The organism is Bradyrhizobium sp. HKCCYLR20261 (genome assembly GCF_051168435.1).
Lineage (GTDB): Bacteria > Pseudomonadota > Alphaproteobacteria > Rhizobiales > Xanthobacteraceae > Bradyrhizobium.
In genome coordinates, this window is the sequence record NZ_JBNPUZ010000002.1 from 623,140 (window position 1) to 645,764 (window position 22,625).

General features: G+C 64.9%; 20 protein-coding genes. 10 read left to right on the forward strand and 10 right to left on the reverse strand.

The features are described 5' to 3' along the window. Positions 1 to 71 precede the first annotated feature (71 nt). From ACQR1L_RS06505 to ACQR1L_RS06515, 3 genes are all read right to left on the reverse strand, one after another. Positions 72 to 1,244: a M20 aminoacylase family protein gene (locus tag ACQR1L_RS06505; protein ID WP_434857099.1), complete on the reverse strand. Its 1,173-nt coding sequence runs from the start codon at positions 1,242 to 1,244 to the stop codon at positions 72 to 74. Positions 1,245 to 1,345: 101 nt separating this feature from the next. Further along, positions 1,346 to 2,278: a glycosyltransferase family 2 protein gene (locus ACQR1L_RS06510; RefSeq protein ID WP_434857100.1), complete on the reverse strand. Its 933-nt coding sequence runs from the start codon at positions 2,276 to 2,278 to the stop codon at positions 1,346 to 1,348. 48 nt (positions 2,279 to 2,326) lie between these two features. Then, positions 2,327 to 2,842, reverse strand: coding sequence for an NUDIX domain-containing protein (locus tag ACQR1L_RS06515; protein WP_434857101.1), 516 nt, complete (start codon positions 2,840 to 2,842; stop codon positions 2,327 to 2,329). 124 nt (positions 2,843 to 2,966) lie between these two features. Here ACQR1L_RS06515 and ACQR1L_RS06520 point away from each other — a divergent pair, with 124 nt between their 5' ends. Continuing rightward, positions 2,967 to 3,851, forward strand: a complete 885-nt coding sequence (locus ACQR1L_RS06520) for a metallophosphoesterase family protein (protein WP_434857102.1) — start codon at positions 2,967 to 2,969, stop codon at positions 3,849 to 3,851. Between the two features lie 5 nt (positions 3,852 to 3,856). Here the strand turns inward: ACQR1L_RS06520 and ACQR1L_RS06525 are convergent, their stop codons facing one another. Both ACQR1L_RS06525 and ACQR1L_RS06530 read right to left on the reverse strand, forming a co-directional pair. Then, positions 3,857 to 4,408: a hypothetical protein gene (locus ACQR1L_RS06525; protein ID WP_434857103.1), complete on the reverse strand. Its 552-nt coding sequence runs from the start codon at positions 4,406 to 4,408 to the stop codon at positions 3,857 to 3,859. Between the two features lie 240 nt (positions 4,409 to 4,648). After that, positions 4,649 to 4,855: a DUF4170 domain-containing protein gene (locus ACQR1L_RS06530; RefSeq protein ID WP_006612464.1), complete on the reverse strand. Its 207-nt coding sequence runs from the start codon at positions 4,853 to 4,855 to the stop codon at positions 4,649 to 4,651. Positions 4,856 to 5,049: 194 nt separating this feature from the next. Here ACQR1L_RS06530 and ACQR1L_RS06535 point away from each other — a divergent pair, with 194 nt between their 5' ends. Then, positions 5,050 to 6,495, forward strand: coding sequence for a helix-turn-helix domain-containing protein (locus tag ACQR1L_RS06535; protein WP_434857104.1), 1,446 nt, complete (start codon positions 5,050 to 5,052; stop codon positions 6,493 to 6,495). Between the two features lie 932 nt (positions 6,496 to 7,427). Here ACQR1L_RS06535 and ACQR1L_RS06540 read toward each other — a convergent pair. The 3 genes from ACQR1L_RS06540 to ACQR1L_RS06550 all read right to left on the reverse strand — a co-directional run bounded on the left by ACQR1L_RS06540 (position 7,428) and on the right by ACQR1L_RS06550 (position 10,556). Beyond that, on the reverse strand, positions 7,428 to 9,362 hold the full coding sequence (locus ACQR1L_RS06540; RefSeq protein WP_434857105.1) for a caspase family protein: 1,935 nt from the start codon (positions 9,360 to 9,362) through the stop codon (positions 7,428 to 7,430). Between the two features lie 7 nt (positions 9,363 to 9,369). Beyond that, positions 9,370 to 9,573: a hypothetical protein gene (locus ACQR1L_RS06545; protein ID WP_434857106.1), complete on the reverse strand. Its 204-nt coding sequence runs from the start codon at positions 9,571 to 9,573 to the stop codon at positions 9,370 to 9,372. A gap of 497 nt (positions 9,574 to 10,070) precedes the next feature. Continuing rightward, positions 10,071 to 10,556, reverse strand: a complete 486-nt coding sequence (locus ACQR1L_RS06550; RefSeq protein WP_434857107.1) for a DUF1772 domain-containing protein — start codon at positions 10,554 to 10,556, stop codon at positions 10,071 to 10,073. A gap of 91 nt (positions 10,557 to 10,647) precedes the next feature. On the opposite strand from ACQR1L_RS06550, the gene ACQR1L_RS06555 reads away from it, so the two are divergent. The 3 genes from ACQR1L_RS06555 to mdoH all read left to right on the forward strand — a co-directional run bounded on the left by ACQR1L_RS06555 (position 10,648) and on the right by mdoH (position 15,213). After that, complete coding sequence (locus ACQR1L_RS06555; protein ID WP_434857108.1) at positions 10,648 to 11,301, forward strand: TetR family transcriptional regulator; 654 nt, start codon at positions 10,648 to 10,650, stop codon at positions 11,299 to 11,301. Between the two features lie 340 nt (positions 11,302 to 11,641). Continuing rightward, a complete protein-coding gene (locus tag ACQR1L_RS06560) occupies positions 11,642 to 13,093 on the forward strand; it encodes a glucan biosynthesis protein G (protein WP_434857255.1) in 1,452 nt (483 codons plus the stop codon). Continuing rightward, positions 13,081 to 15,213, forward strand: coding sequence for a glucans biosynthesis glucosyltransferase MdoH (gene mdoH, locus ACQR1L_RS06565; protein ID WP_434857109.1), 2,133 nt, complete (start codon positions 13,081 to 13,083; stop codon positions 15,211 to 15,213). Before ACQR1L_RS06560 ends, mdoH begins: the two co-directional genes overlap by 13 nt. A gap of 12 nt (positions 15,214 to 15,225) precedes the next feature. Here the strand turns inward: mdoH and ACQR1L_RS06570 are convergent, their stop codons facing one another. Continuing rightward, a complete protein-coding gene (locus tag ACQR1L_RS06570) occupies positions 15,226 to 16,524 on the reverse strand; it encodes a TadE/TadG family type IV pilus assembly protein (protein WP_434857110.1) in 1,299 nt (432 codons plus the stop codon). A 344-nt stretch (positions 16,525 to 16,868) separates the two neighbouring features. Here ACQR1L_RS06570 and ACQR1L_RS06575 point away from each other — a divergent pair, with 344 nt between their 5' ends. The 4 genes from ACQR1L_RS06575 to ACQR1L_RS06590 all read left to right on the forward strand — a co-directional run bounded on the left by ACQR1L_RS06575 (position 16,869) and on the right by ACQR1L_RS06590 (position 19,777). Next, positions 16,869 to 17,252 (forward strand): hypothetical protein, encoded by a 384-nt coding sequence (locus tag ACQR1L_RS06575; RefSeq protein ID WP_434857111.1) that lies wholly within the window; start codon positions 16,869 to 16,871, stop codon positions 17,250 to 17,252. 214 nt (positions 17,253 to 17,466) lie between these two features. After that, positions 17,467 to 17,955: a hypothetical protein gene (locus ACQR1L_RS06580; protein ID WP_434857112.1), complete on the forward strand. Its 489-nt coding sequence runs from the start codon at positions 17,467 to 17,469 to the stop codon at positions 17,953 to 17,955. A gap of 93 nt (positions 17,956 to 18,048) precedes the next feature. Beyond that, positions 18,049 to 19,224: a zinc-dependent alcohol dehydrogenase gene (locus ACQR1L_RS06585; protein ID WP_434857113.1), complete on the forward strand. Its 1,176-nt coding sequence runs from the start codon at positions 18,049 to 18,051 to the stop codon at positions 19,222 to 19,224. A gap of 13 nt (positions 19,225 to 19,237) precedes the next feature. Further along, the gene (locus ACQR1L_RS06590) at positions 19,238 to 19,777 is read left to right on the forward strand and encodes a hypothetical protein (RefSeq protein ID WP_434857114.1); all 540 of its coding nucleotides are present in this window, start codon (positions 19,238 to 19,240) and stop codon (positions 19,775 to 19,777) included. 24 nt (positions 19,778 to 19,801) lie between these two features. On the opposite strand, the gene ACQR1L_RS06595 is transcribed toward ACQR1L_RS06590, so the two are convergent. Further along, positions 19,802 to 20,458 carry a hypothetical protein gene (locus ACQR1L_RS06595; RefSeq protein WP_434857115.1) on the reverse strand — a complete coding sequence of 219 codons (657 nt, stop codon included), beginning with the start codon at positions 20,456 to 20,458 and terminating at the stop codon, positions 19,802 to 19,804. A 466-nt stretch (positions 20,459 to 20,924) separates the two neighbouring features. Here ACQR1L_RS06595 and pgm point away from each other — a divergent pair, with 466 nt between their 5' ends. Further along, entirely contained in the window at positions 20,925 to 22,565 is a 1,641-nt protein-coding gene (gene pgm, locus ACQR1L_RS06600; protein WP_434857116.1) for a phosphoglucomutase (alpha-D-glucose-1,6-bisphosphate-dependent), read from the forward strand. Positions 22,566 to 22,625: the final 60 nt, after the last annotated feature.

Below are 22,625 nucleotides of genomic sequence, written 5' to 3' on the forward strand. Positions count from 1 at the left end.
CAGGCGGCGCGGTCCATGGCTCCCTCTCCGATCATTGCTCCGGCGATGAGCTCCCGGGTTCCGGCCGAGTCTCACTCCGCCGGCATCGTCTTCTCGACCAGCCGCACCCAATAGGACGCGCCGTGGCCCAGGATGTTATCGTTGAAGCGATAGGCCGGATGATGGCAGTCGTTGCCGTCGCCCATGCCGAGGAAGACGAAGGCGCCGGGACGGGCCTGCAGCATGAAGGCGAAATCCTCCGCGCCCATCAGCGGCGGTGCGTTGTCGACCACACGCTCGACACCGACCACGTCGCGAGCGACATCGGCGGCGATCACGGCTTCACGCGCGTGATTCATCGTGATCGGATAGAGCCGGGTGTATGTCGTCGTTGCCGTGCCGCCATAGGTGCGGGCGATGCCGTCGGCGACCTCGGCGATGCGGCGTTCGACGAGGTCCTGCACGTCGGGATCGAGCGTGCGCACGGTGCCCTTCAGCTCGACCGTCTCGGGAATCACGTTCATCGCCTTGCCGGCCTCGACCATGCAGATCGAGATGACGGCCGATTTGACCGGGTCGACATTGCGCGACACGATCGACTGCAGCGCGGTGATGATGTGCGCGGCGATCAGCACGCTGTCGACCGCCTTGTGCACGCCGGCGCCGGCATGACCGCCCTTGCCGTGCACGGTGATCTCGAGCTGATCGGACGACGCCAGCATCGGACCCGGGCGCAGCGCGAACATGCCCTCGGGCACCCCCGGCGCATTGTGCAGGCCATAGACCTCCTGGATGCCCCAGCGGGTCATCAGGCCGTCGTCGACCATCGCCTTGCCGCCGGCGCCTCCCTCTTCGGCCGGCTGGAAGATCACGATCGCCGTGCCGTCGAAATTGCGGGTGTCGGCGAGATGCTTGGCGGCACCGAGCAGCATCGCGGTGTGGCCGTCATGGCCGCAAGCATGCATCAGACCGGGCGTCTTCGAGGCATAGGGCACGCCCGAGGCCTCCTCGATCGGCAGCGCATCCATGTCGGCGCGCAGGCCGATGATGCGGCCGGAGTCGGTCTTGCGCCCGCGGATGACACCGACCACGCCGGTGCGGCCGATGCCCGTCACCACCTCGTCGCAGCCGAACTCGCGCAACCGATCAGCGACGATGCCGGCGGTGCGGTGCACCTCGTACATCAGCTCGGGATGTTCATGGAAATCGTGGCGCCAGGCCGCCATGTCGTCGGTGAGCGCGGCGATGCTGTTCAGGATGGGCATGGATGATCGTCTCGTTCAGGACATCGAAGCCCGGACCATGGCCGGAACAGCGCACGGACACAAGCTTCGGCCTCGCCCTGGCAAGCCCCCCACGTCCAGCGTCAGCCTCCCACCGGCGATTGCGACAGATACGCCAAGAGCTTCATCTCGCGCCGACCGCGCGTGACGGTGTCGAGCACCAGACCCGACGAGGCCGACAGCAGTGCCATGATCATCAGGCCCATCGACAGCACCGCCGTCGGCAGCCGCGGCACCAGACCTGTCTCGATGAAGGTGACGAAGATCGGAATAGCGAAGCCCACCGAGACCAGCGCGAAGAAGATGCCGATGGCGGTGAAGAAGCGCAGCGGCTTCTCGGAGCGGTACAGTTTCAGGATCGTGTTGAGGATGCGGAAGCCGTCGCGCCAGGTGTTGAGCTTGGAGACCGAGCCCTCGGGACGTGCGTAGTAAGGGGTTGCGATCTCGGCGACCGGCAGCGCCAGCTCCAGCGCATGCACGGTGAGTTCGGTCTCGATCTCGAAGCCGTCGGACAGCACGGGAAAGGATTTGACGAAGCGGCGCGAGAACACGCGGTAGCCGGACAGGATGTCCTTGAAGGCCTGGCCGAACACTTCGGCGAGGAAGCTCGTCAGCATCCAATTGCCGGTGCGATGCCCCATGCGGTAGGCGGCCTGCTCCTGGTCGACCCGCAAGCCCACCACCATGTCGAGCCGCTCGCTCACCAGACGCTCGATCATCGCGGGCGCGCTCGGCGCGTCATAGGTGGCGTCGCCATCGACCAGCACGTAGATGTCGGCATCGACGTCGGCGAACATCCGCCGGACGACATGGCCCTTGCCCTGCCGCCGCTCGCTGCGCACCTCGGCGCCGGCGGCGCGCGCGACCTCGACGGTGCGGTCCTTGGAATTGTTATCGTAGACGTAAACAGTCGCCGTCGGCAGCGCCTGCATGAAGTCGCGGACCACGGTCGCGACCGCCGCCTCTTCATTGTAGCAGGGCACCAGCACGGCAATCCGCATCGGTTGAGAACTCATGGACCCGTCTCCCATGGCCGGGAGATTGCCCGCATTCGGTGCAGAATCTCATAATGAGCCGGCGCGCTCGGGCCGCCATGTCGGAATGATCTTAACGCCATCCATCACCTCGCGCAGGCGGGACAGCGTGCCGAGCGTCGTTCCCTCCGGCAGGGCATCGCGGGCAAAAAAGCCGGTCTCGACGATCTCGCGGTTCGGCTCCGGCGGCCGGTCCTGCGTAAACCTCTTGATAACGAACACGGCGACGTGGTCGCGCGGCGAGACGTGGCTGTTGAGGAAGATGCCGTGCAGCTCCGGCTCGCCGGCCAGCGCGATCCGCCCCTCCTCGAACAGCTCCCGCTCCAGCGCCTGCATGAAGGTTTCGCCGACCTCGACGCCGCCGCCCGGCAGATGCCAGCCCGAGACATAGCCATGCCGGACCAGGAACACGCGGTTCTCGGCATCCAGCACCACGCCGCGGACGCCGAGCGTCATGCCCCTGGCGAAGCGCCAATAGAGATGGAATCCGCGCCGCAGCACCGGCTCGAACCGGATCCGCAACCTGCTGAGCTGTGTTGTCGTCAAATCGCGTCATCCCCGGTTGGTCTTGCGCTCGAAGGCCGGGCTTGCCATGAGAGCGCCAGCATGAGGGATAGCACGACATGATCGTTGAGCGCGCACGCATCCGCCATCGGCGCAGGGACCGGTGATGGCCGCCTTCACGCTCGCGCATCTGTCCGACCCCCACCTCGCCCCGCAATCGCGGCCGCGTCTGTCCGAGCTCGCGGGCAAGCGGGCGCTCGGCTATCTCAACTGGACGCGCAACCGCTACAAATATCACCGGCGCGACATCCTCGACCTCCTGATCTCCGACCTGCACACGCAGATGCCCGACCAGATCGCCGTCACCGGCGATCTCGTCAATTTCGCCCTGGAATCCGAATTCCCGATCGCCCAGGCCTGGCTCGAGACGGTCGGCCCGCCCGACAAGGTCACCGCCATCCCCGGCAATCACGACGCCTATGTGCGCTCGACGCGCCTGCGCTTCGCCGAGAGCTTTGCCGCCTATTTCGGCGGCGATGCCGAGGGCCCGGCGACGTTTCCGTCGTTGCGCCGGCGCGGCCCGCTGGCGCTGATCAGCCTCTCCTCTGCCGTGCCGTCTGCCCCGTTCATGGCCACGGGCAGGATCGGCAGCGCCCAGCTCGCGGCGCTGGATCAGCTGCTCGCGTCGCTGGCGCATGAGCCGCTGTTTCGCGTGCTGCTGGTGCATCATCCGCTGCGCTCGGCCAATCGGATGAAGCGGCTGACCGACTCCAAGGCGCTCATCGCGCTGCTCGCGCGGCACGGCGTCGAGCTGGTGCTGCACGGCCATGACCACGTGCATTCGACACTCTGGATCGATGGCCCGGAGCGCAAGATTCCGGTCGTCGGCGTGCCCTCGGCGTCGTCGCTCGCGCACGGCCACTATCCCGCCGCCGCCTACAACATTTTCGCCGTCGCGCCCGAAGGCAATCATTGGCGTTGCGAGATGACCGTGCGCGCCGTCAACGATGCGATGCGCGTGCGTGAGATCCGCCAGATCCGCCTGCTCTGAGCGCGTCAGAAGTTGATCGGCTTCAGGCTCTCGTAGAGCGCGATGCCGAACAGCGACAGCGCGCCGAGCGCGAAGCCGAGCACGAACGGCCAGAACCGTCCGCGCCTCGGCGTCTCGCTGCTCGCCTGAGCCTGCATGCGCGCCACGCCGAAGGCGCGCTCGCGCTCGACCATGCGGCGGGCGACGTAGTCGGTCACGGCCTTCACGATCGCGCCGATGTCGTGCGACTCGGCGAGCACGATGCGGCCGTTGCGGGTATCCTGCACGAAGCGGTACTGCCGCTTGTCGCGCCCCATCACGACATGGGCGACGACATCGATCCACAGCCGAGGCGTCTCGCCCTGGCTGATCGCGCGATCGAACAGGTCGATCTGACTGGGGATCTCGGCGAACAGCGGGTCGAGCGCCTCGTTGAGGATCTCCAGCCGCGCCACCTCGGCGTCGCGCAGATCGACCACCACGCCCGTCCGGTCGGCGGCCTCGATGCGGGCCTGGCGCAGCGCCTCGCGCAGGCGGACGGGACGCGGTTCGGTGCTGCTGTCGGGGGCCTCGGACATCGCTGACGCTTTCACGGTTCGGCCCTGGTTTCGCCAGGTTTTCTCCCATTAACCTATCAGTAACCCCGTATTCCGCAAACCCCATTTGTCTTCAATGGGTTATAAGCACGTTGATATCATCAGCGGCGCCTAAACGGACGTGGGCGGCCCCCTCCGGTGTGACCCGGCTGAGACCGCCCCGTCCTTGGGCTCTTCCTTGAGCTTTATTCAGATACCTGGCAGTGCCGTCCTTGCTGGCGGTCAGGCCGCCGGCGCGCGCTGCGGCTCCTCGACGATCGAGAAGCGGACGCCGGCCTTGTGACGGTTCTCCTCGGACACTTCGCGCCAGCAATCCTCGGCTTCCTTGCGCGACTTGAACGGCCCCTTCACCTGGGCCGAGCCCTCCACCAGCTTGTGGAAATTCATCGAGCCGAACTCGCCGCCGATCACCCAGAAATTGCTGGTCATGAGACCCTCCATCAACCGTCACAACTTTGACAGTGCATTGCGATTTGCGTGACCAGAGATAAACGCGAAACCGCCAGCTTCGTATAGAGGCCTTGTTTTTGAATGGTGATGTCATGTAACATCATCACTTGTCACAAATGTCATTTTGTAAATCTTGTCACAAATCGAGAGCCGGAGGGCTCTGAAGGGTCGCGATGCCCGGCGAATCCGGAAAGAAGCTGTTCGTCGGTCCGCGATTCCGGCGCATCCGCCAGCAATTGGGGCTGTCACAGACCCAGCTCGCCGAGGGGCTCGGCATCTCGCCGAGCTACGTCAACCTGATCGAGCGCAACCAGCGCCCTGTCAGCGCCCAGATCCTGCTGCGGCTGGCCGAGGTCTACGACCTCGATCTCCGCGACCTCGCCACTGCCGACGAGGACCGCTTCTTCGCCGAGCTCAACGAGATCTTCTCCGATCCCTTGTTCCGCCAGATCGAGCTGCCCAAGCAGGAGCTGCGCGACCTCGCCGAGCTCTGCCCCGGCGTCACCCACGCGCTGCAGCGGTTGTACGCGGCTTACGCCGAGGCGCGGCGGGGCGAGACCCTGGTGGCGGCGCAGATGGCCGACCGCAACGCCGGCGGCCATTTCGAGGCCAACCCGATCGAGCGGGTGCGCGACCTCATCGAGGCCAACCGCAACTACTTCCCTGAGCTCGAGCAGCAGGCGGAAGCCCTGCGCGACGCGCTCGACGTGCCGGCCGAAGGACTCTACGCCGCGCTCGCCGCGCGCTTGCGCGAAAAGCATTCGGTGCAGACCCGCGTGATGCCGGTCGATGTGATGCGCGAGACCCTGCGCCGCTACGACCGCCATCGGCGGCAATTGCTGATCTCCGAACTGGTCGATGGACCAGGCCGCACGTTTCAGCTTGCCGTGCAGCTCGGCATGGCCGAGTGCCTGCCGCAGTTCGAAATCATCATCGGCCGCGCCGGCGCGATCGACGACACCTCGCGCCGGCTCTACCGCATGACGCTGGCGAGCTACTACGCTGCCGCCGTGATGATGCCCTATGCGCCGTTCCTCGCAGCGGCCGAGGCGCTGAGCTACGACATCAACGTGCTGGCGCAACGCTTCAGCACTGGCTTCGAGCAGATCTGTCACCGCCTCACCACCTTGTCGCGTCCGAACGCGCGCGGCATTCCGTTCTTCATGCTGCGCGTCGACAATGCCGGCAACGTCTCCAAGCGCTTTTCCTCGGGAACTTTCCCGTTCTCCAAGTTCGGCGGCACCTGCCCGCTGTGGAACGTGCATTCGACCTTCGACACGCCGGACCGGCTCTTGAAGCAGATCATCGAGCTGCCGGACGGCTCGCGCTATTTCTCGATTGCCCAGATGGTCCGCCGTCCGGTGGCGCCGCATCCGCTGCCGCAGCCGCGTTTCGCCATCGGCCTCGGCTGCGAGATCCGCCACGCCGCGCGTCTGGTCTACGCCGCCGGCATGGACCTGGAAAAAACCGAGGGCACGCCCATCGGCGTCAACTGCCGGCTCTGCGAGCGCGAAAACTGCGCCCAGCGCGCCGAGCCGCCGATCACACGGACCTTGATCCTGGACGAGACGACGCGGCGTGTGAGTTCGTTCGCGTTCAGCAATGCGCGGGAGTTGTAGAGTCACACCCCTATCCTCCGTCATTCCGGGGCGCGCGCAGCGCGAACCCGGAATCCATTTAACAACACGGCCGGCGGCCCGATGGATTCCGGGTTCGCGCTGCCGCGCGCCCCGGAATGACAGCGAGTGTGTAGCACCGACCTCTCCGCGTCATTGCGAGCGCAGCGAAGCAATCCAGGGCTCCGGGCGTGACTCTGGATTGCTTCGCTGCGCTCGCAATGACGCGGACAGACGAAGACCCAAGGCGGAAACTTGTGACGCCGAGATATGCATGCGGTCACCCTCTCGCGGCGCATCCGCGCCCGAGCTTTGCTGTTCGTCTGCCCTCTTAGAAACAGAGGGCGCAGGGAAGACCGGGAGCGCGCCGCCCCCATGGCCCCCGTGCGTGAGAAAATGCACGGGGTAGGAACCACAGGTTCGGCTGGGACATCCCGGCCTTCCCTGCGCGATGGCTTTACGGCTTACTCCGTGCTCTCCCCAGGGACCGGCTGATTGACCCTGTCATCAGCGCCATCGTCGGCGCGAACTTGATCTCGGCACCGGGAGATCAGGACCACACGGCTTGACCGTGCGCGTCGGACCGTTCGTCGGCGCGATTGCTCACGCTGCGATCCAACACGCCCATCGCATCCCGCATCAACGCTCGTGACGACCGCGATACGCCCCTCCGATCGAGGCGGGACGGACGGAAAGATGCAGGTGATTTGGCCGACGCCACAAGCAGAATTTTTTCGCACGCCGATCTGGACGTCAGTTATCCAACTGACCGCCAACACAAAAATCGATTTAGAGCGTCAGAGGAATCTCGGGATGCCAAGCACAATCCTCGCTTCGAGCAGGCGACGCTTTGCCATGAGGGTGGCCGCGAGGTTCCACCGTGTTTGCGGGCGGAGCTGAGGCCCAGCCATATAACTGGGTCTTTCCTGTTACAGCTATCTCTTTGTCACCGTTTGCAGGACGGTGCCAATGACCTCCATCATGACCTTCTGCTGCTCAAGTTTCTGCACACGCTCTTTCTCGGTCTGCTCCAGCTTGACGACTTCCGCCTGATAACATTGGGCAGCCCCCACATGTCCTAACTCCGATGCCCGGCGGCAAAGCTCCATCTTCGTCTCCGACGGATTGGCGGGCGTGGCCTGCCCCCGATCCACCATCTCGGCCAAGCTGACCATTGAATCGACATCTCCAACCTGTACGCCAGCCCGAAACATCGTTACTGCCTGCGCAGGGTTGTTCTTGTCGGTCAGATGCATCCAGCCTAAATTGTCGTAGGATGCAGGGTATCGCTTTGATACCAGCTCTTGAAAAAGAGCGAACGCCCGCGTCCTGTCCGAGAACTGCAGTGCACGAGCGAGCTGATATTTGAAGCGTAACTCGTTCGGAGCCTGCCTCGTGGCGATCTCGCAGCTCTTGACCGCCTCGGACGCTTGGGACTTCAGAACAGCGAACGAGACCCCTCCACTCGCCTTGTTCTTGTCATTTGGGTTGGCAGCGAGTTCATCGCAACGTTGGCCGGCCTCCGACGCACGGGCCGCCTCCACTTCACGAGACTTACGCTCCTCCTCCTGCTTTTTCGCGAGCACCTCTTTGGCCGCAGCATCGCGCGCCTCCCGTTCCGCTCGTGACCTTTCCAACTGCTCCTTTTCCTTACGGATTGCATCCGCTCGCTCGGCATTTTGCTTTTCGAATTTCTTCGCTTCCTCACTGCCGAAAGGCAGCAGCTTCTCGCCGGTACGGGGATGAAACCCCGGACCATCGAAGAACTCGTAGTCGAGGTTGACGCGAGAGAACCAGAGAAGAGGCTTGCCGGTTGCCTGATCGAAGAAAGTCGTCTCGCGCTCGAGCGTCACCCGCTGCGGACCGCGCGCGTTATCGCCTCCGGACATCTTGCGTTCGGGTTGGCCATCCGCCCCTTTCGGCGTCGGATCGTCTGGCTTCCGGGACGCCCCCGTTCCAGCGTCTTTCTTTTCTAACCGTTCCTTTTGCAGGAAGAAGAACTCGCCCGCATTGTTCCGCACATTGAGGAGGTACTGTCGCGGCGACATCCGTTGCTTCATTCCCGAATTCGATCGATACTCATCGATCGACCGGCCAACATCCAGCATGATCTCGCTGAGCGACGCCACTCCATCGGGGGCCGGCCTTCGCGTCCCGCGAGCCGCCTCAATGAACGCCTTGGTGAAAAGACTTTCGCCTTGAACAGCAAAGCTGAGTTCGTTCTCGACCCCGGCCGTCACAAGTTGATGAGCTGGCTGAGAGAGGCGACTGATGGTTTGATCTCGGACGCTTCCCTTTGCTTGCCCTGCCGCAAGACCGCTGAAACAGGCATCAAGAATAAAAAGGCTATGGCGGGATTGGCCGACATTTTCCGCCCACTGCATGACGCGAGGCATATCCAACATCTCATCCCAATCCTCCTTCCCTGCGGGCTTTAGGATCAGATAACCTCGCTTCGAATCGCTAGCCAGCTTCCTGGTCTCTCCATGTCCAGAAAAGTACAGTAGAAACCGATCATTGGTCCCGACCAATTTCGGAAGCGTCTTTTCCATCAAGGTCTCGATCCTGGATCGAGATGCCCGCTCATCGGTCAAGGTGACGATGTAGTCGAACCCAGCATCGTCGCGCAGAAAGTCGCGCATCCGGACCGCATCAGCTGCCGGGGCATCGAGCTTGGGATAGATATCGTAATCCCCCACCCCGATGACAACGGCGTAACTCCTACCAAATTCGTTATTTCCGAAGAATTTCTTGTACACGTCGGACCAGGACGGCAGCCCGTCCGGGCGAACATAGGTCTCGTCGATCCCGGCCAAAGCACAGCCGCAGGACAGGGCTAGAATGGAAAGCGCAAGTGCTACCCGAAGCATGGGACCGCTACCCCTTGCGATGCTGGAGCACCTGAATAGTCGCGGATACGACACCTACGATCATGGAGATGATCGACGTGACAAGGGACGCGATGCTCACCCAATCGTCGCCGCCTTTTGCCTGCACGCCAGGCGGTAATCTGGTATCGTAATAAACATACAAAAGGATGGCAGCCAACAAGAGCATGCCGATAGGGAGTATCTTCCTCATGACGATCTCTGTCCGCCTCAATTCCCGCGGTGAGTGCGTCGCGATCGACTTCGCCACACCCCAGATAAACGCGCCGCATTTCCTCCGAGAGCATCATTGCACAGATAATCTGAAAGGGAATAAGAATAAGGTCTCAATCTCAAATTGACACACGCGTACGTGGTGTAAATATATAGATTCTCGATCAAGTCTGGCGACAGAAAAGCGGAAGTTGCAGTGGCGGACGCCGATCAGCGTCAGCCTCCGTCCGAGGCGGATGGCGCGGATATCTTTGTCGCCACGTCGCGATGCAATTTGCAGCGTCGTAGAATGGGCAAAACGACGGGTCGCAGGCCGGTCGTGTGCCCACCATCCATCCACGAGTCGTGGACATCATGGTGGGCGCGGCGCGCGAGAGAGCAGCGCAACACGCAAACAACGGTGCGCGCCTTTGCCCACCCTACGGACTGCACCCAAGCGGTTTTTTCGCGTAGGCCGCGCGCCGTGCCCATGGAGCTTCATCGCGCAGCAATCGCCACCGTGAACAAAACGGCAGCTGTAAGCGAGACGAGCGTCCGCAGATGATTCCACAGACTCCAGTCGCGGACGTAGCTCGCCCATAGCGCAGCGCCCTGCGGACTTGCCGGGTCGACGGCCGCCAGCGCATTGTTCAGCGGGACATTGAACGCCAGGGTGACGACGAACATTCCAAGCACGTAGAGGATGCCGGCCGTGAGCAGCGCGAGGGAGCCCGGCTCGCCCCAGCGCACGACGGCAAAGACCGCGAGCAACGCAGCCGCGAAGGTCGTCCCCATGAAGAGCGGGATGAAGAGCGAATTGACGATGTCGAGGTTGATCGCATTCATCGCGGCGATGCCGGACGCCGGCGGGATCCGCGACAGCGCCGCCATGACGAAGGTTGAGAAGGCGAAATAGACACCCGCCATCACGCCGCAGCCGATGGCGGCGAACCACAGCAGGCCGGAGACAAGCAAGGAGTTCATCGCGGCGCCTCGCTAAAATACGATAAAGTCTCGTATTCTAAAATGCGATAAACTCTCTTATTATGTCGGTCAAGTCTGATCTGGAGGCGTCATGGCAGGAAGGCGGGTGGGCCGGGGTTCGACAGACGCTCACACCGGTCGAGAGGACAGGATCGCACGGCTGGCGCCGAGCCAGCAGCGCAGCCGCGCGCGCTTCGAGCAGATCCTGGCCTGCGCCGTCGAGCTGATGGCCGAGAAGGGCAGCGACGCGCTCAAGATGAGCGACATCGTCGAGCGAACCGGAATCGGGTTCGGCTCGCTGTATCAGTATTTTCCGGACAAGACCGCCGTGATCGCCACGTTGGCCGAGCGCTACAATGCGATCGGTCGTGACTGCGTGCGCAAGGAGCTGACGCGCCTCGAGACCTTGGATGATCTGCAAAGCGTGCTGGGCCGCATCACCGACAGCTACTACCACTTCTTCATCGATGAACCCGTGGTGCGCGACATCTGGCATGTGACACAGGCCGACCGCGCCCTCCAGGCGCTGGACGCGGAGGATTTCACCGTTCTAACCGGCCTGCTGATCCAGGCCTTGCAGCCGTTCGCGCCGCAGCTTCGTGGGAAAACCCTCGACGAATTCTGTCAACTCATGATGGTCCTGATCGCGGCCGCCGTCCGGCACGCGGTCACGCTGCCGCCGAAGGACGGACGTCGCGCGCTCGCGCGCTTCAAGCAGCTGTTGCCCAGGACGATAGAGGGGTGACGTCGCTGCGGCAGTGACGCTTTCGGGCCCGAGGCCATCGGCACATCATTCCCACGCGAGCCGCAAGAGGCAGACTTCGCAGTAACACGCGCTTTCCTCAGGCATGGTCGTCTGGCCTGCCATTCACGCCATGGCTCCGCGCAAGGGTCATGGCCCGATCGCTGCCGTTCATGTGCCGTTCGGCTGCGCCGTTCCACTGTGCGAGCACGTCAAGCTCCCCCGTGAATGGAACCCGACGCCTCTCAGAATGTTGCTCCGCAGTTCCACTCAGCAAAGCGAGAATAAGTTGAATCGCCGTCAGTTCATTCAATCTGCGGCTGCGATCCCGGTCGTCGCATCCATGGCGCGGCCCGCATCGGCCGCAGCGCCTGCGGCGCAGCCGTTCAATGCGGCCTATGTGCGCGACCTCGCGCGCAATCTCGCGTCCAAGCCCTATGCCGCGCCCGACGACAAATTACCGGACGCGCTGGCGAAGCTCGACTACGACGCCTATCGCTCGATCCGTTTCCTGCCGGATCACGCGTTGTGGCGCGGCGACAATCTGCCGTTCCAGGCGCAGTTCTTCCACCGCGGCTCGATTTACAAGGACCGCGTCGACATCTACGAGGTCGCGGACGGCCAGGCCAAGCCTGTGGCATATCGTCCTGAGGATTTCGCGTTCGGCCAGCAGGTCCCGGCCTTTCCAGCCGCCGATCTCGGCTTTGCCGGCTTTCGCATTCACGCGCCGATGAACCGGCCGGACTATTACGACGAAGTCTGCGTGTTTCTGGGCGCCAGTTATTTCCGCGCGGTCGCCAAGGGCGAGCTCTACGGGTTGTCGGCGCGTGGGCTGTCGATCGATACCGGCGAGGCCAAGGGCGAGGAGTTTCCCGTCTTCAAGACATTCTGGCTGGAGAAGCCGACGCAGGGCGCGACCGCGATGGTCGTGCATGCGCTGCTCGACAGCAAGAGCGCGACGGGCTCGTATCGGTTCACCATCCGGCCCGGCGAGACCACCGTGTTCGACGTCGAGGCCTCGCTGTATCCGCGCGTCGAGATCGCGCATGGCGGGCTGGCGCCGATGACCAGCATGTTCTTCTTCGGACCGAACGATCGCGGCGAGGTCGACGACTTCCGCCCCGCCGTGCACGATTCCGACGGGCTCGCGATGTTCAACGGCAAGGGCGAGCAGCTCTGGCGTCCCCTGAGCAATCCGCGCGACCTCCAGGTCAGCGTGTTCAACGACCTCAATCCGCGCGGCTTCGGCCTGATGCAGCGCGAGCGCAAGTATAGCGCCTACCAGGATCTCGAATCGCATTTCGAAAAGCGGCCGAGCCTGTGGGTCGAGCCGATCGGCGATTGGGGCGAAGGCGCCGTGGTGCTGTTCGAGATCCCGACCAAGCAGGAGATTCACGACAACATCGCCGCGTTCTGGCGGCCGAAGGCGCCGCTCGCCGCCAAGGGCGAGCACAACATGACCTATCGCCTGCATTGGGGCCAGGACGCGCCGAAGCCGCACGCGCTGGCGCGCTTCACACGCACCGGAATCGGCGTTCACGGGGAAGGAAGGCTGTTCGTGCTGGAGCTCGAGGGCGACGCGCTCAAGGGGCTCGATCCGGCGCAGGTCAAGGGCGTGGTCAGCGCCGACAAGGCCGAGGTGACCAACATCGTCACCCAGCCCAATCCCGAGACCGGCGGATGGCGGCTGAGTTTCCAGTGCGCCGCCAAGGATGCGCCGGTCGAGTTGCGCGCCGAGCTGACGGCCGGCGACAAGCTGGTCTCCGAGAGCTGGATCTATCGATGGACGCCGTAGCCGCATCACAGATGCGCGTGCCGCGTCACGCGCCCGGCAACGGCTTCCTTCCCGCCGAGGCGCCGCTTCAGATGGAGCCGTCGCCGCTGCATCACGTCCCTGCCGCGCAGCAGGCGGTCTCGAGCGGACCAGGCGTCGCGCTACGGCGCGCGCTCATATTTGCCGGAACCGCCGGACTGACATTGGCCGGCTGTGTCAAGATGTACGAGGTCGTCGAGGTCGGCGGCGTGACCGTGCTGGAAGGCATGGTTCTCGTGCTGTTCTCGGTTCTGCTGGCCTGGATCGCGTTCGCCTTCGTGTCGGCGCTGGCCGGCTTCGTCGTGATGTTCGCGCGCCGGCGTGACACCATCGCCATCGCTATCGACGGGTCCCTGCCCGACCTTTCCAGCCGCACGGCGATGCTGCTGCCGACCTACAACGAGGATCCGCATGCCGTGATGGTGCGGCTGCGGGCGATGATCGAATCCGTCGCCGAAACCGGTCAGGCCGATCGTTTCGACTGGTTCCTGCTCAGCGACACCACCGATCCCGACATCTGGATCGGCGAGGAGGCCGCGTTCCTGGCGCTGCGCGAGGCCTGCGGCACCGCCCGTGTGTACTACCGGCACCGCGCCGACAATGTCGCGCGCAAGGCAGGCAACATTTCCGAGTGGGTGCGGCGCTTCGGCGCGGCCTATGATCAGATGCTGATCCTCGACGCCGACAGCCTGATGAGCGGCGCGACCGTGGTCCGGCTCGCCTACGCGATGGAGCATGCGCCGCAGGCGGCGCTGATCCAGACGCTGCCGGTGATCGTCAACGGCGCCAGCCTGTTCGCGCGCCTGCAGCAATTCGCCGGCCGGCTGTATGGTCCGATCATCGCCGCCGGCAATGCGTGGTGGTACGGCGCCGAAGGCAATTACTGGGGCCACAACGCGATCATCCGCGTCGAAGCCTTCGCGCAGGATGCCGCCCTGCCAGAGCTGCGCGGCCGCAAGCCGTTCGGCGGCCACATCCTCAGCCACGACTTCATCGAGGCCGCGCTGATGCGGCGCGCCGGATGGGGCATCTACATGACGGTCGATCTCGACGGCAGCTACGAGGAGGTGCCGCCGTCACTGATCGACCACGCGGCGCGCGACCGCCGCTGGTGCCAGGGCAATCTGCAGCATCTCGCGGTGCTGCCGGCGCGCGGCCTGCACTGGATCTCGCGGCTGCATCTCTTGATCGGCATCGGCGCCTACATCACCGCGCCGCTGTGGTTCGTGTTCCTGGTGCTCGGCATCCTGATCTCGCTGCAGGCGAACTTCGTGCGGCCGGAATACTTCCCCAAGGGCTTTGCGTTGTTTCCGAGCTGGCCGGCGCAGGATCCGGTGCTCGCCGCCCAGGTGTTTGGCGCAACGCTCGGGCTGCTCTTCATCCCGAAGCTGCTCGCCCTGCTGATCGCACTGGTCACGCGGGCGCGGCGCCGCGGCTTCGGCGGCGGCATCCGGCTGTGTCTCGCGGTGATCGTGGAGACCGTGCTGGCGGCGCTGATCGCGCCGTCGATGATGATCTTCCAGTCGGTCGCGGTGATCGAGATTCTGCTCGGACGCGATGCCGGCTGGCAGGTGCAGCGGCGCAACGACGGCGGCATCAGCCGTGCGGAGATCATGCGCAAGCTCGCGCTGCCGACCGCGTGCGGCCTCGTGATGGCAGCCAGCGCCTATGCCGTTTCGCTGCCGCTGCTCGCCTGGATGTCGCCGGTCGTCGCCGGCCTCATGCTGTCGATCCCGATCGGATTGCTGACGGGCAGCCGCCGCCGCGGCGCCGGCCTGTTCACCACGCCGGAGGATACCTCGCCGCCGCCGGTGCTGGTCCGCGCGCGGGAGCTCGCCACCACAGCTTCGCCCCACACCGGCGCCGCGCTGCTCGAACTGCAACGCCATGCCGGACTGCGCCGCCAGCATCTCGACGCGCTGCCGGCGCGGCCGCTGCGCAAGGCGGGGGATATCGACGTCGAGCTGACCACGGCGAGAGCGCGGCTCGCCGACGCGACTTCGGTCGCGCAGGCGGTCGGCTTCCTGTCCCGCCGTGAGACCATGGCCGTGCTGAACGATCGCGCCACGCTCGAGCAGCTCGCCGAGCTGCCCGAGGCGTGAGGCGGGACCGGCTTACTTGGTGAGATGTGCGGAGGCGATCGCCTGCTGGAACAGCGCGGTCAGGGCGGCGCCGATGCTACCGCTGGAGTCGACCTCGTAGTAGTAGCCCGGGCTGGCGCAGGACTTCATCACGGTGCCGATGTCGTTGCGCCACGGCGCGATATAGGTCGTGTACCAGCTATTGTTGGTGATCGCGAGATAGGTGGTGTAGAGCACCGCGATCTTGATGCCGCGCGCCTTCAGCGCGGTGCAGGTCGCGGTGTTCAGCGGCTCCTGGCAGCGTCCGCCGGAGACCGTCGTCTTGCTGCAGGTGGTCGGATAGTTGTAGTCGGCGACGCCGTCGGAGACGAAGAACAGCCACTTCTGCGGGCTGGTGGACGAGCCGTCGCCCTGCGCCGGGATGACGCCGCTGATGGCCGACATCGCGCCGTCGAAATCGGTGCACTGGTCGTTGTTGTAGCCGCTATAGGGAATGGTCATCAGGTCCAGCGAGCCGACCGACGACTTCACCGACGACATGCTCGACGACAGGCTGGCGACCGTCGTCAATCCCAGCGAGCCGCAGTCGCTGCCCAGGCTGTAGACCGCCATGCGGTACTGGTTGCTGACGACCTGGCTGGCGGTGGCGGTGTCCGTCAGCGATTGGGTCGCCGAGCGCACCACGTCGATCCGCATCGTCACGCCCTTGTTTTTGGCGATCTGGTAGTAGCTGTTGGTCTGCAGCGTCTTCTTCGTGCTCGACGTGTAGACGTCGTGGCAGGCGAAGGCGCATTTGTCCGACGTCGCGTTCTGCAGCTTGGTCATGTCGGCGGTCGTCGCGCCGAGGCCCTGTGACGGCGAATTGTCGACCAGCACGTAGAAGTCCATGTAGGTCGGGAACGACGCGGAAGCCGAGGACGAGGCCGAGACGGTCATGGTCGGGAAGCCGAACATATACATGAAGGCCGTCTTGACCACGACGCTGCCGGTCCCGGTCACCGTCCGGGCGCTCACGCTGTCGGTCACCGTGATGTTCAGCGAATCGGATTTCAGATTGTGCGCCGCCATCTGGCCGTTGAACATGTTGGTCGCAGCGGTCTTGGCGTCGGCCGTGGTTCCACGCATCGCGGTGTAGCCGGTTGCCGCCAGCATCGCGGCGTCGATCGAAGCCGACAGCTTCGCCTTGGCGCGCACCGCCATCGAATAGTCGATGGCCGAGCCGACGAAGGTGAGGATCGGCAGCAGAGCGAGCGCGAAGATGATCGCGATATTGCCATTCCGGTCGCGGCTGAAGCGCGACAGAAGCCTGAGGTATCGGTATCCGGGCCGCACGGCCGCAACTCCAACAAACGGTGATGTCGGCGGCGATGTTGCGGATCAACCGTTGCTTTGAAATTTATTGAATTGCCGAATCTCCGTTACGTTTCGTTTCCGAATGTCGTAAGCCGACTTGGAGCGGTGCCTTCGCACCAGCAGGCGCGGCATGACTGCCATGCGCGAGGGCGGTGGGCCGGCGGTCGCACGGTACGCGCTGGCCCCCTCCCTCGCGCCGGCCGCCCCCGGCGCATGCCCGCCCCTCTCATGGTACCCCGATTGCAATGCGGCCGCGCCGATTGCATAGTCCGCGCGCTTTGCAGCGCGGGGGAGCGCTGATTCTCTGGGGTTTGAGGACGACGATGGCGGATGCCGATCTTGATGCCGTGATCCGGCAACTGGCCAAGCAGCAGAACAAGAGCCTTCTGGCAGCGGCAAAGAAACGGAAGGACCGCTTCAACGGCTTGGCCATGAAGGCCAAGGACAAGGACGCCAAGGAGCGCTTCAAGCTGCTCGCCCGCGAGGTGGTCGAGCAGGCCAGCGCCGCGGCGCGCCGGCTCCTGATCTCCGCCGACAACGTCGCCGACAGCTACGCCCGGGCGATGCGCCAGGCGGCGGCCGCCGAGCTGCCGAAGAAGGCAGAACTCAAGAAGGCCGAGCCGAAGAAGGATGAGATCGCGCCGGCGAAGTCGAAGGCGGACAGCAAACCGGCGAAGAAGTCCGCAAAGTCCAAGAAGGCCGCCTGACCGCCGCCGCCTCCATCGTTGTTGCCTAGCGAAAGCCTGCGGAATCCTCTGGCGCGCATCTGCGCCGGCGGACAGCCTGACGTTGACTCAGATCAATGCGCACGTGCGACAGCGGGCCTTCCCTTCCCATCCATAGAGCTGGCATCGGCTCCGGGCGCATCGCGCGCCCGCCGACGTGGAACCGAAGCCGCCGCATCAGCGAGGGAGGTCACCCATGGCGCGTTTCCAGTCGCTCGTCCTGCTCGGCTCCATCATCCTCGTCTCCTGCGTTGCCTCGGCCGCACGCGCCGAGGTTCTCGCGCATTATGAATGCAGCATCATCGGCCCGTCGCTGCCCGAGCCGATCGGCGATCGTCCGGGACACGCGCTCGCCACGGTGCAGTTCTCCTGCTTTGCCGTCGACGGCGCCATGAAGGGCGCGGTCTACACCGCGGTCAACGTCGCCGAATGGGACGGTCCGAAAGGGACGTATCAGTTCGCCGGCGGCGTTCACCGCATCACGGGCGGCTTTGCTGTCACACAGATGAGTGAAGGCAGCGCGACCGTCGTGCTCAACGACGGTCAGCCGGCGGGCACGGCGGGCTTCGGCAAGGCGGTGATCAAATATGCCGCGGGCACGCTGGCGCAGCTGAACGGCAGGACCGTCGCCTTCACGACGAAGACCACCAGCCTCGGCCGCTTTAGCCTCGATTTCACCGACTGAACGCGGTGCATGCGCGCGGCGCAAAAACGCCGCGCCGCTAGCAACCATCCAGCGCTTGCCGACTTTCCCCCGGGACATTCTCCGGAGGATTGCATGAAGGCGCTGGTCTGGCATGGCAAAGAGGACATCCGCTGCGACACGGTCAGCGATCCCGAGATCGAGCACAGCAGGGACGCGATCATCAAGGTGACGAGCTGCGCGATCTGCGGCTCCGACCTGCACCTGTTCCACAACTACATCCCCGCGATGATGCCCGGCGACATCATGGGCCACGAGACCATGGGCGAGGTCGTCGAGGTCGGTTCCGGCGTCAACGGCAAGCTGAAGAAGGGCGACCGCATCGTCGTGCCCTTCACCATCATCTGCGGCGAGTGCGAGCAGTGCAGGCGCGGCAATTTCTCGGTGTGCGAGACCACCAACCGCAACAAGCACATGGCGGAGAAGGTGTTCGGCCACACCACCGCCGGCCTGTTCGGCTACACGCATCTCACCGGCGGCTATCCCGGCGGCCAGGCCGAATATCTGCGCGTGCCGTTCGCCGATGCTACGCACATCAAGGTGCCGGACAGCATGACGGACGAGCAGGCGCTGTTCCTCAGCGACATCTTCCCAACGGGCTGGCAAGGGGCGGCGCAATGCGACATCGAGCCAGACGATACGGTCGCGGTGTGGGGCTGCGGCCCGGTCGGCCAGATGGCGATCCGCAGCGCCATCCTGCTCGGCGCGAAACAAGTGATCGCGATCGACCGCATTGCGGAGCGGCTGGCGATGGCCGAGGCCGGCGGTGCGATCACGATCAATTTCGACAAGGAGAGCGTGGTCGGCCGGCTGAACGAGCTGACCGACAACAAGGGCCCGGAGAAATGCATCGACTGCGTCGGCTTCGAGAGCCATGTCAGCATGGCGCAGCCGGACAGCGTGCTCGACCGCGCCAAGCAGATGTTCATGCTCGAGAACGACCGGCCGCACGTGCTGCGCGAGATCATCTATGTCTGCCGGCCCGGCGGCATCGTTTCGATCCCCGGCGTCTACTCGGGGCTCTCGGACATGGTGCCGATGGGCGCGCTGATGAACAAGGGCCTGACGATCAGGACCGGCCAGACCCATGTCAACCGCTGGACCGATGAGCTCACGCGGCGCATCGAGGACGGCCAGATCGATCCGTCCTTCGTCATCACCCACACCGTACCGCTGGCGCAGGGCCCTGAGATGTATCGCGCCTTCCGCGACAAGCAGGATAGCTGCGTCAAGGTCGTGTTGAAGCCATAAGGGATCGCATCGCATGTTCCATTTTTCGAATCTCGTCAGGCCCAAGGGCGATCCGAAGATCATCTCGACCGGCCCGAGCTCGCTGACCTCAGCGGATCGTCTGGCCCGCGGCCTCGGCTGGTTCTCCATCGCACTCGGCACGCTCGAACTGCTGGCGCCGCACCGCGTCACCAACGCCCTCGGCATGCAGGGGCGCGAAGGCCTCGTGCGCGCCTATGGACTGCGCGAGCTGTTCACCGGCGTCATGACGTTGTCGGTGGAGAAGCGGGCCGGCCTGATGAGTCGCGTCGCGGGCGACGGGCTCGACATGGTGACCTTGGCGAGCGAGCTCAGGCCAAGCAACCCGCGCGCGGGCACCGTGCTGGCGGCGATGGTCATGGTCGGCGGCCTCACCGCGCTGGACTACATGTGCGCGCAGGACTTGAAGGCGCAGCATGATCCCAGGCGCGGCCGCAAGCGGCTGTACACCGACCGCAGCGGCTATCCGAAGGGCATTGCTGCCGCGAGGAAGGCCGCCTTGCCACGGCCGGCGCAGAGCACGGCCGCGAGCTAGACTACGCCCGAGCCAGACTGCGGCTCAAGGCTTCAGCGCGAGCGTGAACAGGCGGAAGCCCGCGATTTTCGGAAAGGCTTCCGCCGCCTCGGGCGACGCCAGCGCCACGACGGCTGCGTTCACCTCGCCGTTGCTGAGCCGGGTGATCGCCGTCGCCTGCCCCTCGAGCAGCAGCACCTCGGCGGCGCCGGCGGCATTGATGGCCGCGGTGATCTTGGCGTTCGACTTGGCATAGCGCTCATCGATCGCGATCACCTTGCCGGCCAGATCGCTCACGGCGTTCACCATGGGACGCGCGAGCAGCACGGCGACCAGACGAGTGTCGGCGGGCCCCTCGGGCACGCGCAGCGCCGTCATCCGCTCGGCCAATTCGGCCGCCACCTTCACCGCTGCGAGGGTCACCTCGCTCTGGATCTTGGCTGAGCTCGACGGATTCGCGGTCACGGGCGATGGGATCTTGACGACGGGAGCGGACGCGCCGTCGGCGGGCGGGAGCGGCTCCGGCCGCTTGTCTCTCGGCTTCTGTACGGGCGTCGCAACAACGACCTTCGCCGGCGTTTGCTTTTGAGCGGCCCGGGCGTGCTTGCGCTGGTGAGCCGCGCGGCGCGCGACGGCTGCTTTCCGCGTGACCTTCGCGGCGGCTTCCGGCAGCTTCGGCTGATCGACCGGCGGCACTTGCACGCAGGCTCTTCCGCTCTCGTCCACGCAAGGCAACGTTGCCTGCGGCGGTGGCTGATGGCTGCATCCGGCCAGTGCCAAGGTTGAAACGACGGCCAACGCGCCGAGACAAAGCGCTCTCACTTCCCCGCTCCTGACGACATCCCCTCGCGCAAACCGCGCGTCTTCGTTGGCCTCCTATTTCTCCTATGATGCGTTAAACTCAGCCTTAAACGACGCGGCTCGGTCCGCTCTCCGCACAAAGTGGTTAATGTCGCGCGCACAGGTCGGCCATTACTGCCATCGCGCGAGTGTCATCAGGTGGGGCTTCGACCCAGGCCGCCCGCAGCGGGCTTTGCGCGCGCAAGTCGCCCCCTCCCACAAATTCCATTGATCGGATCACCGCCGGCCGCCATGTTGGGCCGCCTGCCGGGTGGCGGCGGAACGAACCGCCTCCCCCGCTGTTTTTCGAACTTGCGAAGGATGCTCCATGGCCAAGACAGACCCCGCTGCCGGAAAGCCGATCGCCAACGCCGCGCTCGCCAACATTCCGCGGCTGATCACGGCCTATTATGCCCTGAAGCCCGATCCGCACGAGCCGACCCAGCGCGTCGCCTTCGGCACCTCGGGCCATCGCGGCTCGTCGCTGAAGACCGGCTTCAACGAGAACCACATCCTCGCCACCACGCAGGCGCTCTGCGACTACCGGCGCCAGCAGGGCCTCGACGGTCCGCTGTTCGTCGGCATCGACACCCACGCGCTCGCCGAGCCCGCGCTCGCCAGCGCGCTGGAGGTGTTCGGCGCCAATGGCGTGGAGGTGATGGTCGACAAGGACGGCGGCTACACGCCGACCCCGGTGATCTCGCACGCCATCATCTCCTACAACAAGGGACGCACGGCCCATCTCGCCGACGGCGTCGTCATCACGCCGTCACATAACCCGCCGGAGGACGGCGGCTACAAATACAATCCGCCGCATGGCGGCCCCGCCGACACCGACGCGACCGCCGAGATCGAGCGCCAGGCCAACGTCTATCTCGCCAACGACCTCGATGGCGTCTCGCGCATCAGCTACAAGCAGGCCAAGCAGCGCGGCTCGGTGCATGCGCACGACTACATCACGCCCTACGTCGCCGATCTCGCCAACACCGTCGATCTCGACGCCATCAAATCCGCCGGCATCAAGATCGGCATCGATCCGCTCGGCGGCGCGGCGATCGCCTATTGGGCGCCGATCATCGAGCGCTACGGGCTGAACGCCACGATCGTCAACGACCTCGTGGATCCGACCTTCCGCTTCATGACCGCGGACTGGGACGGCAAGATCCGCATGGACTGCTCGTCGCCCTATGCGATGGCGAGCCTGATCGGCATGCGCGAGCGCTTCGACGTCGCCTTTGCCAACGACACAGACGCCGATCGCCACGGCATCGTGACCCGCTCGGGCGGACTGATGAACCCGAACCATTATCTGGCGACCGCGATTGCCTATCTGTTCGCGCATCGGCCCGACTGGCGCGGCGATGCCGCGATCGGCAAGACCATCGTGTCAAGCTCGCTGATCGACCGTGTCGCGCAGAAGCTCGGCCGCAAGCTGGTGGAGACGCCGGTCGGCTTCAAATGGTTCGTCGAAGGCCTCGGCTCCGGCAGCTTCGGCTTCGCCGGCGAGGAGAGCGCCGGCGCGTCGTTCCTGAAGCGCGACGGCACGGTGTGGACCACCGACAAGGACGGCCTGATCCTCGGCCTGCTCGCCGCCGAGATCATGGCCAAGCGCGGCCGCGATCCGAGCGAACTCTACAAGGAGATGACCTCGGAGCTCGGTGCGCCGGTCTATGAGCGGATAGACGTGCCGGCGAGCCCGCCGCAGAAGGCGGCGTTGAAAGCGCTGACACCCGAAAAACTGAACCTCAAGGAGCTGGCCGGCGATCCCGTCCGCGTCGTCCACACCAAGGCGCCCGGCAACGGCCAGTCGTTCGGGGGCATCAAGGTCGAGACCGAGTACGGCTGGTTCGCCGCGCGCCCCTCGGGCACCGAGGACGTCAACAAGCTCTATGCCGAGAGCTTCCGGGATGCGGAACATCTGAAGCGCATCCAGAGCGAGGCGCAGGCGGCGCTGGCGAAGGTCGCGTAGCTTCGCGAACGAACGCATATCGACGAACAAGCCCGCAACGCAAACGCCTTGCGGGCTTTC

What these genes read in the sequence shown, in the direction of transcription:
- ACQR1L_RS06505 (WP_434857099.1), bottom strand. Translation starts at nt 1,244, where the DNA reads ATGCCCATCCTGAACAGCATCGCCGCGCTCACCGACGACATGGCGGCC.
- ACQR1L_RS06510 (WP_434857100.1), bottom strand. Translation starts at nt 2,278, where the DNA reads ATGAGTTCTCAACCGATGCGGATTGCCGTGCTGGTGCCCTGCTACAAT.
- ACQR1L_RS06520 (WP_434857102.1), top strand. Translation starts at nt 2,967, where the DNA reads ATGGCCGCCTTCACGCTCGCGCATCTGTCCGACCCCCACCTCGCCCCG.
- ACQR1L_RS06525 (WP_434857103.1), bottom strand. Translation starts at nt 4,408, where the DNA reads ATGTCCGAGGCCCCCGACAGCAGCACCGAACCGCGTCCCGTCCGCCTG.
- ACQR1L_RS06530 (WP_006612464.1), bottom strand. Translation starts at nt 4,855, where the DNA reads ATGACCAGCAATTTCTGGGTGATCGGCGGCGAGTTCGGCTCGATGAAT.
- ACQR1L_RS06535 (WP_434857104.1), top strand. Translation starts at nt 5,050, where the DNA reads ATGCCCGGCGAATCCGGAAAGAAGCTGTTCGTCGGTCCGCGATTCCGG.
- ACQR1L_RS06540 (WP_434857105.1), bottom strand. Translation starts at nt 9,362, where the DNA reads ATGCTTCGGGTAGCACTTGCGCTTTCCATTCTAGCCCTGTCCTGCGGC.
- ACQR1L_RS06545 (WP_434857106.1), bottom strand. Translation starts at nt 9,573, where the DNA reads ATGAGGAAGATACTCCCTATCGGCATGCTCTTGTTGGCTGCCATCCTT.
- ACQR1L_RS06550 (WP_434857107.1), bottom strand. Translation starts at nt 10,556, where the DNA reads ATGAACTCCTTGCTTGTCTCCGGCCTGCTGTGGTTCGCCGCCATCGGC.
- ACQR1L_RS06555 (WP_434857108.1), top strand. Translation starts at nt 10,648, where the DNA reads ATGGCAGGAAGGCGGGTGGGCCGGGGTTCGACAGACGCTCACACCGGT.
- ACQR1L_RS06560 (WP_434857255.1), top strand. Translation starts at nt 11,642, where the DNA reads ATGGCGCGGCCCGCATCGGCCGCAGCGCCTGCGGCGCAGCCGTTCAAT.
- mdoH (WP_434857109.1), top strand. Translation starts at nt 13,081, where the DNA reads ATGGACGCCGTAGCCGCATCACAGATGCGCGTGCCGCGTCACGCGCCC.
- ACQR1L_RS06575 (WP_434857111.1), top strand. Translation starts at nt 16,869, where the DNA reads ATGGCGGATGCCGATCTTGATGCCGTGATCCGGCAACTGGCCAAGCAG.
- ACQR1L_RS06580 (WP_434857112.1), top strand. Translation starts at nt 17,467, where the DNA reads ATGGCGCGTTTCCAGTCGCTCGTCCTGCTCGGCTCCATCATCCTCGTC.
- ACQR1L_RS06585 (WP_434857113.1), top strand. Translation starts at nt 18,049, where the DNA reads ATGAAGGCGCTGGTCTGGCATGGCAAAGAGGACATCCGCTGCGACACG.
- ACQR1L_RS06590 (WP_434857114.1), top strand. Translation starts at nt 19,238, where the DNA reads ATGTTCCATTTTTCGAATCTCGTCAGGCCCAAGGGCGATCCGAAGATC.
- pgm (WP_434857116.1), top strand. Translation starts at nt 20,925, where the DNA reads ATGGCCAAGACAGACCCCGCTGCCGGAAAGCCGATCGCCAACGCCGCG.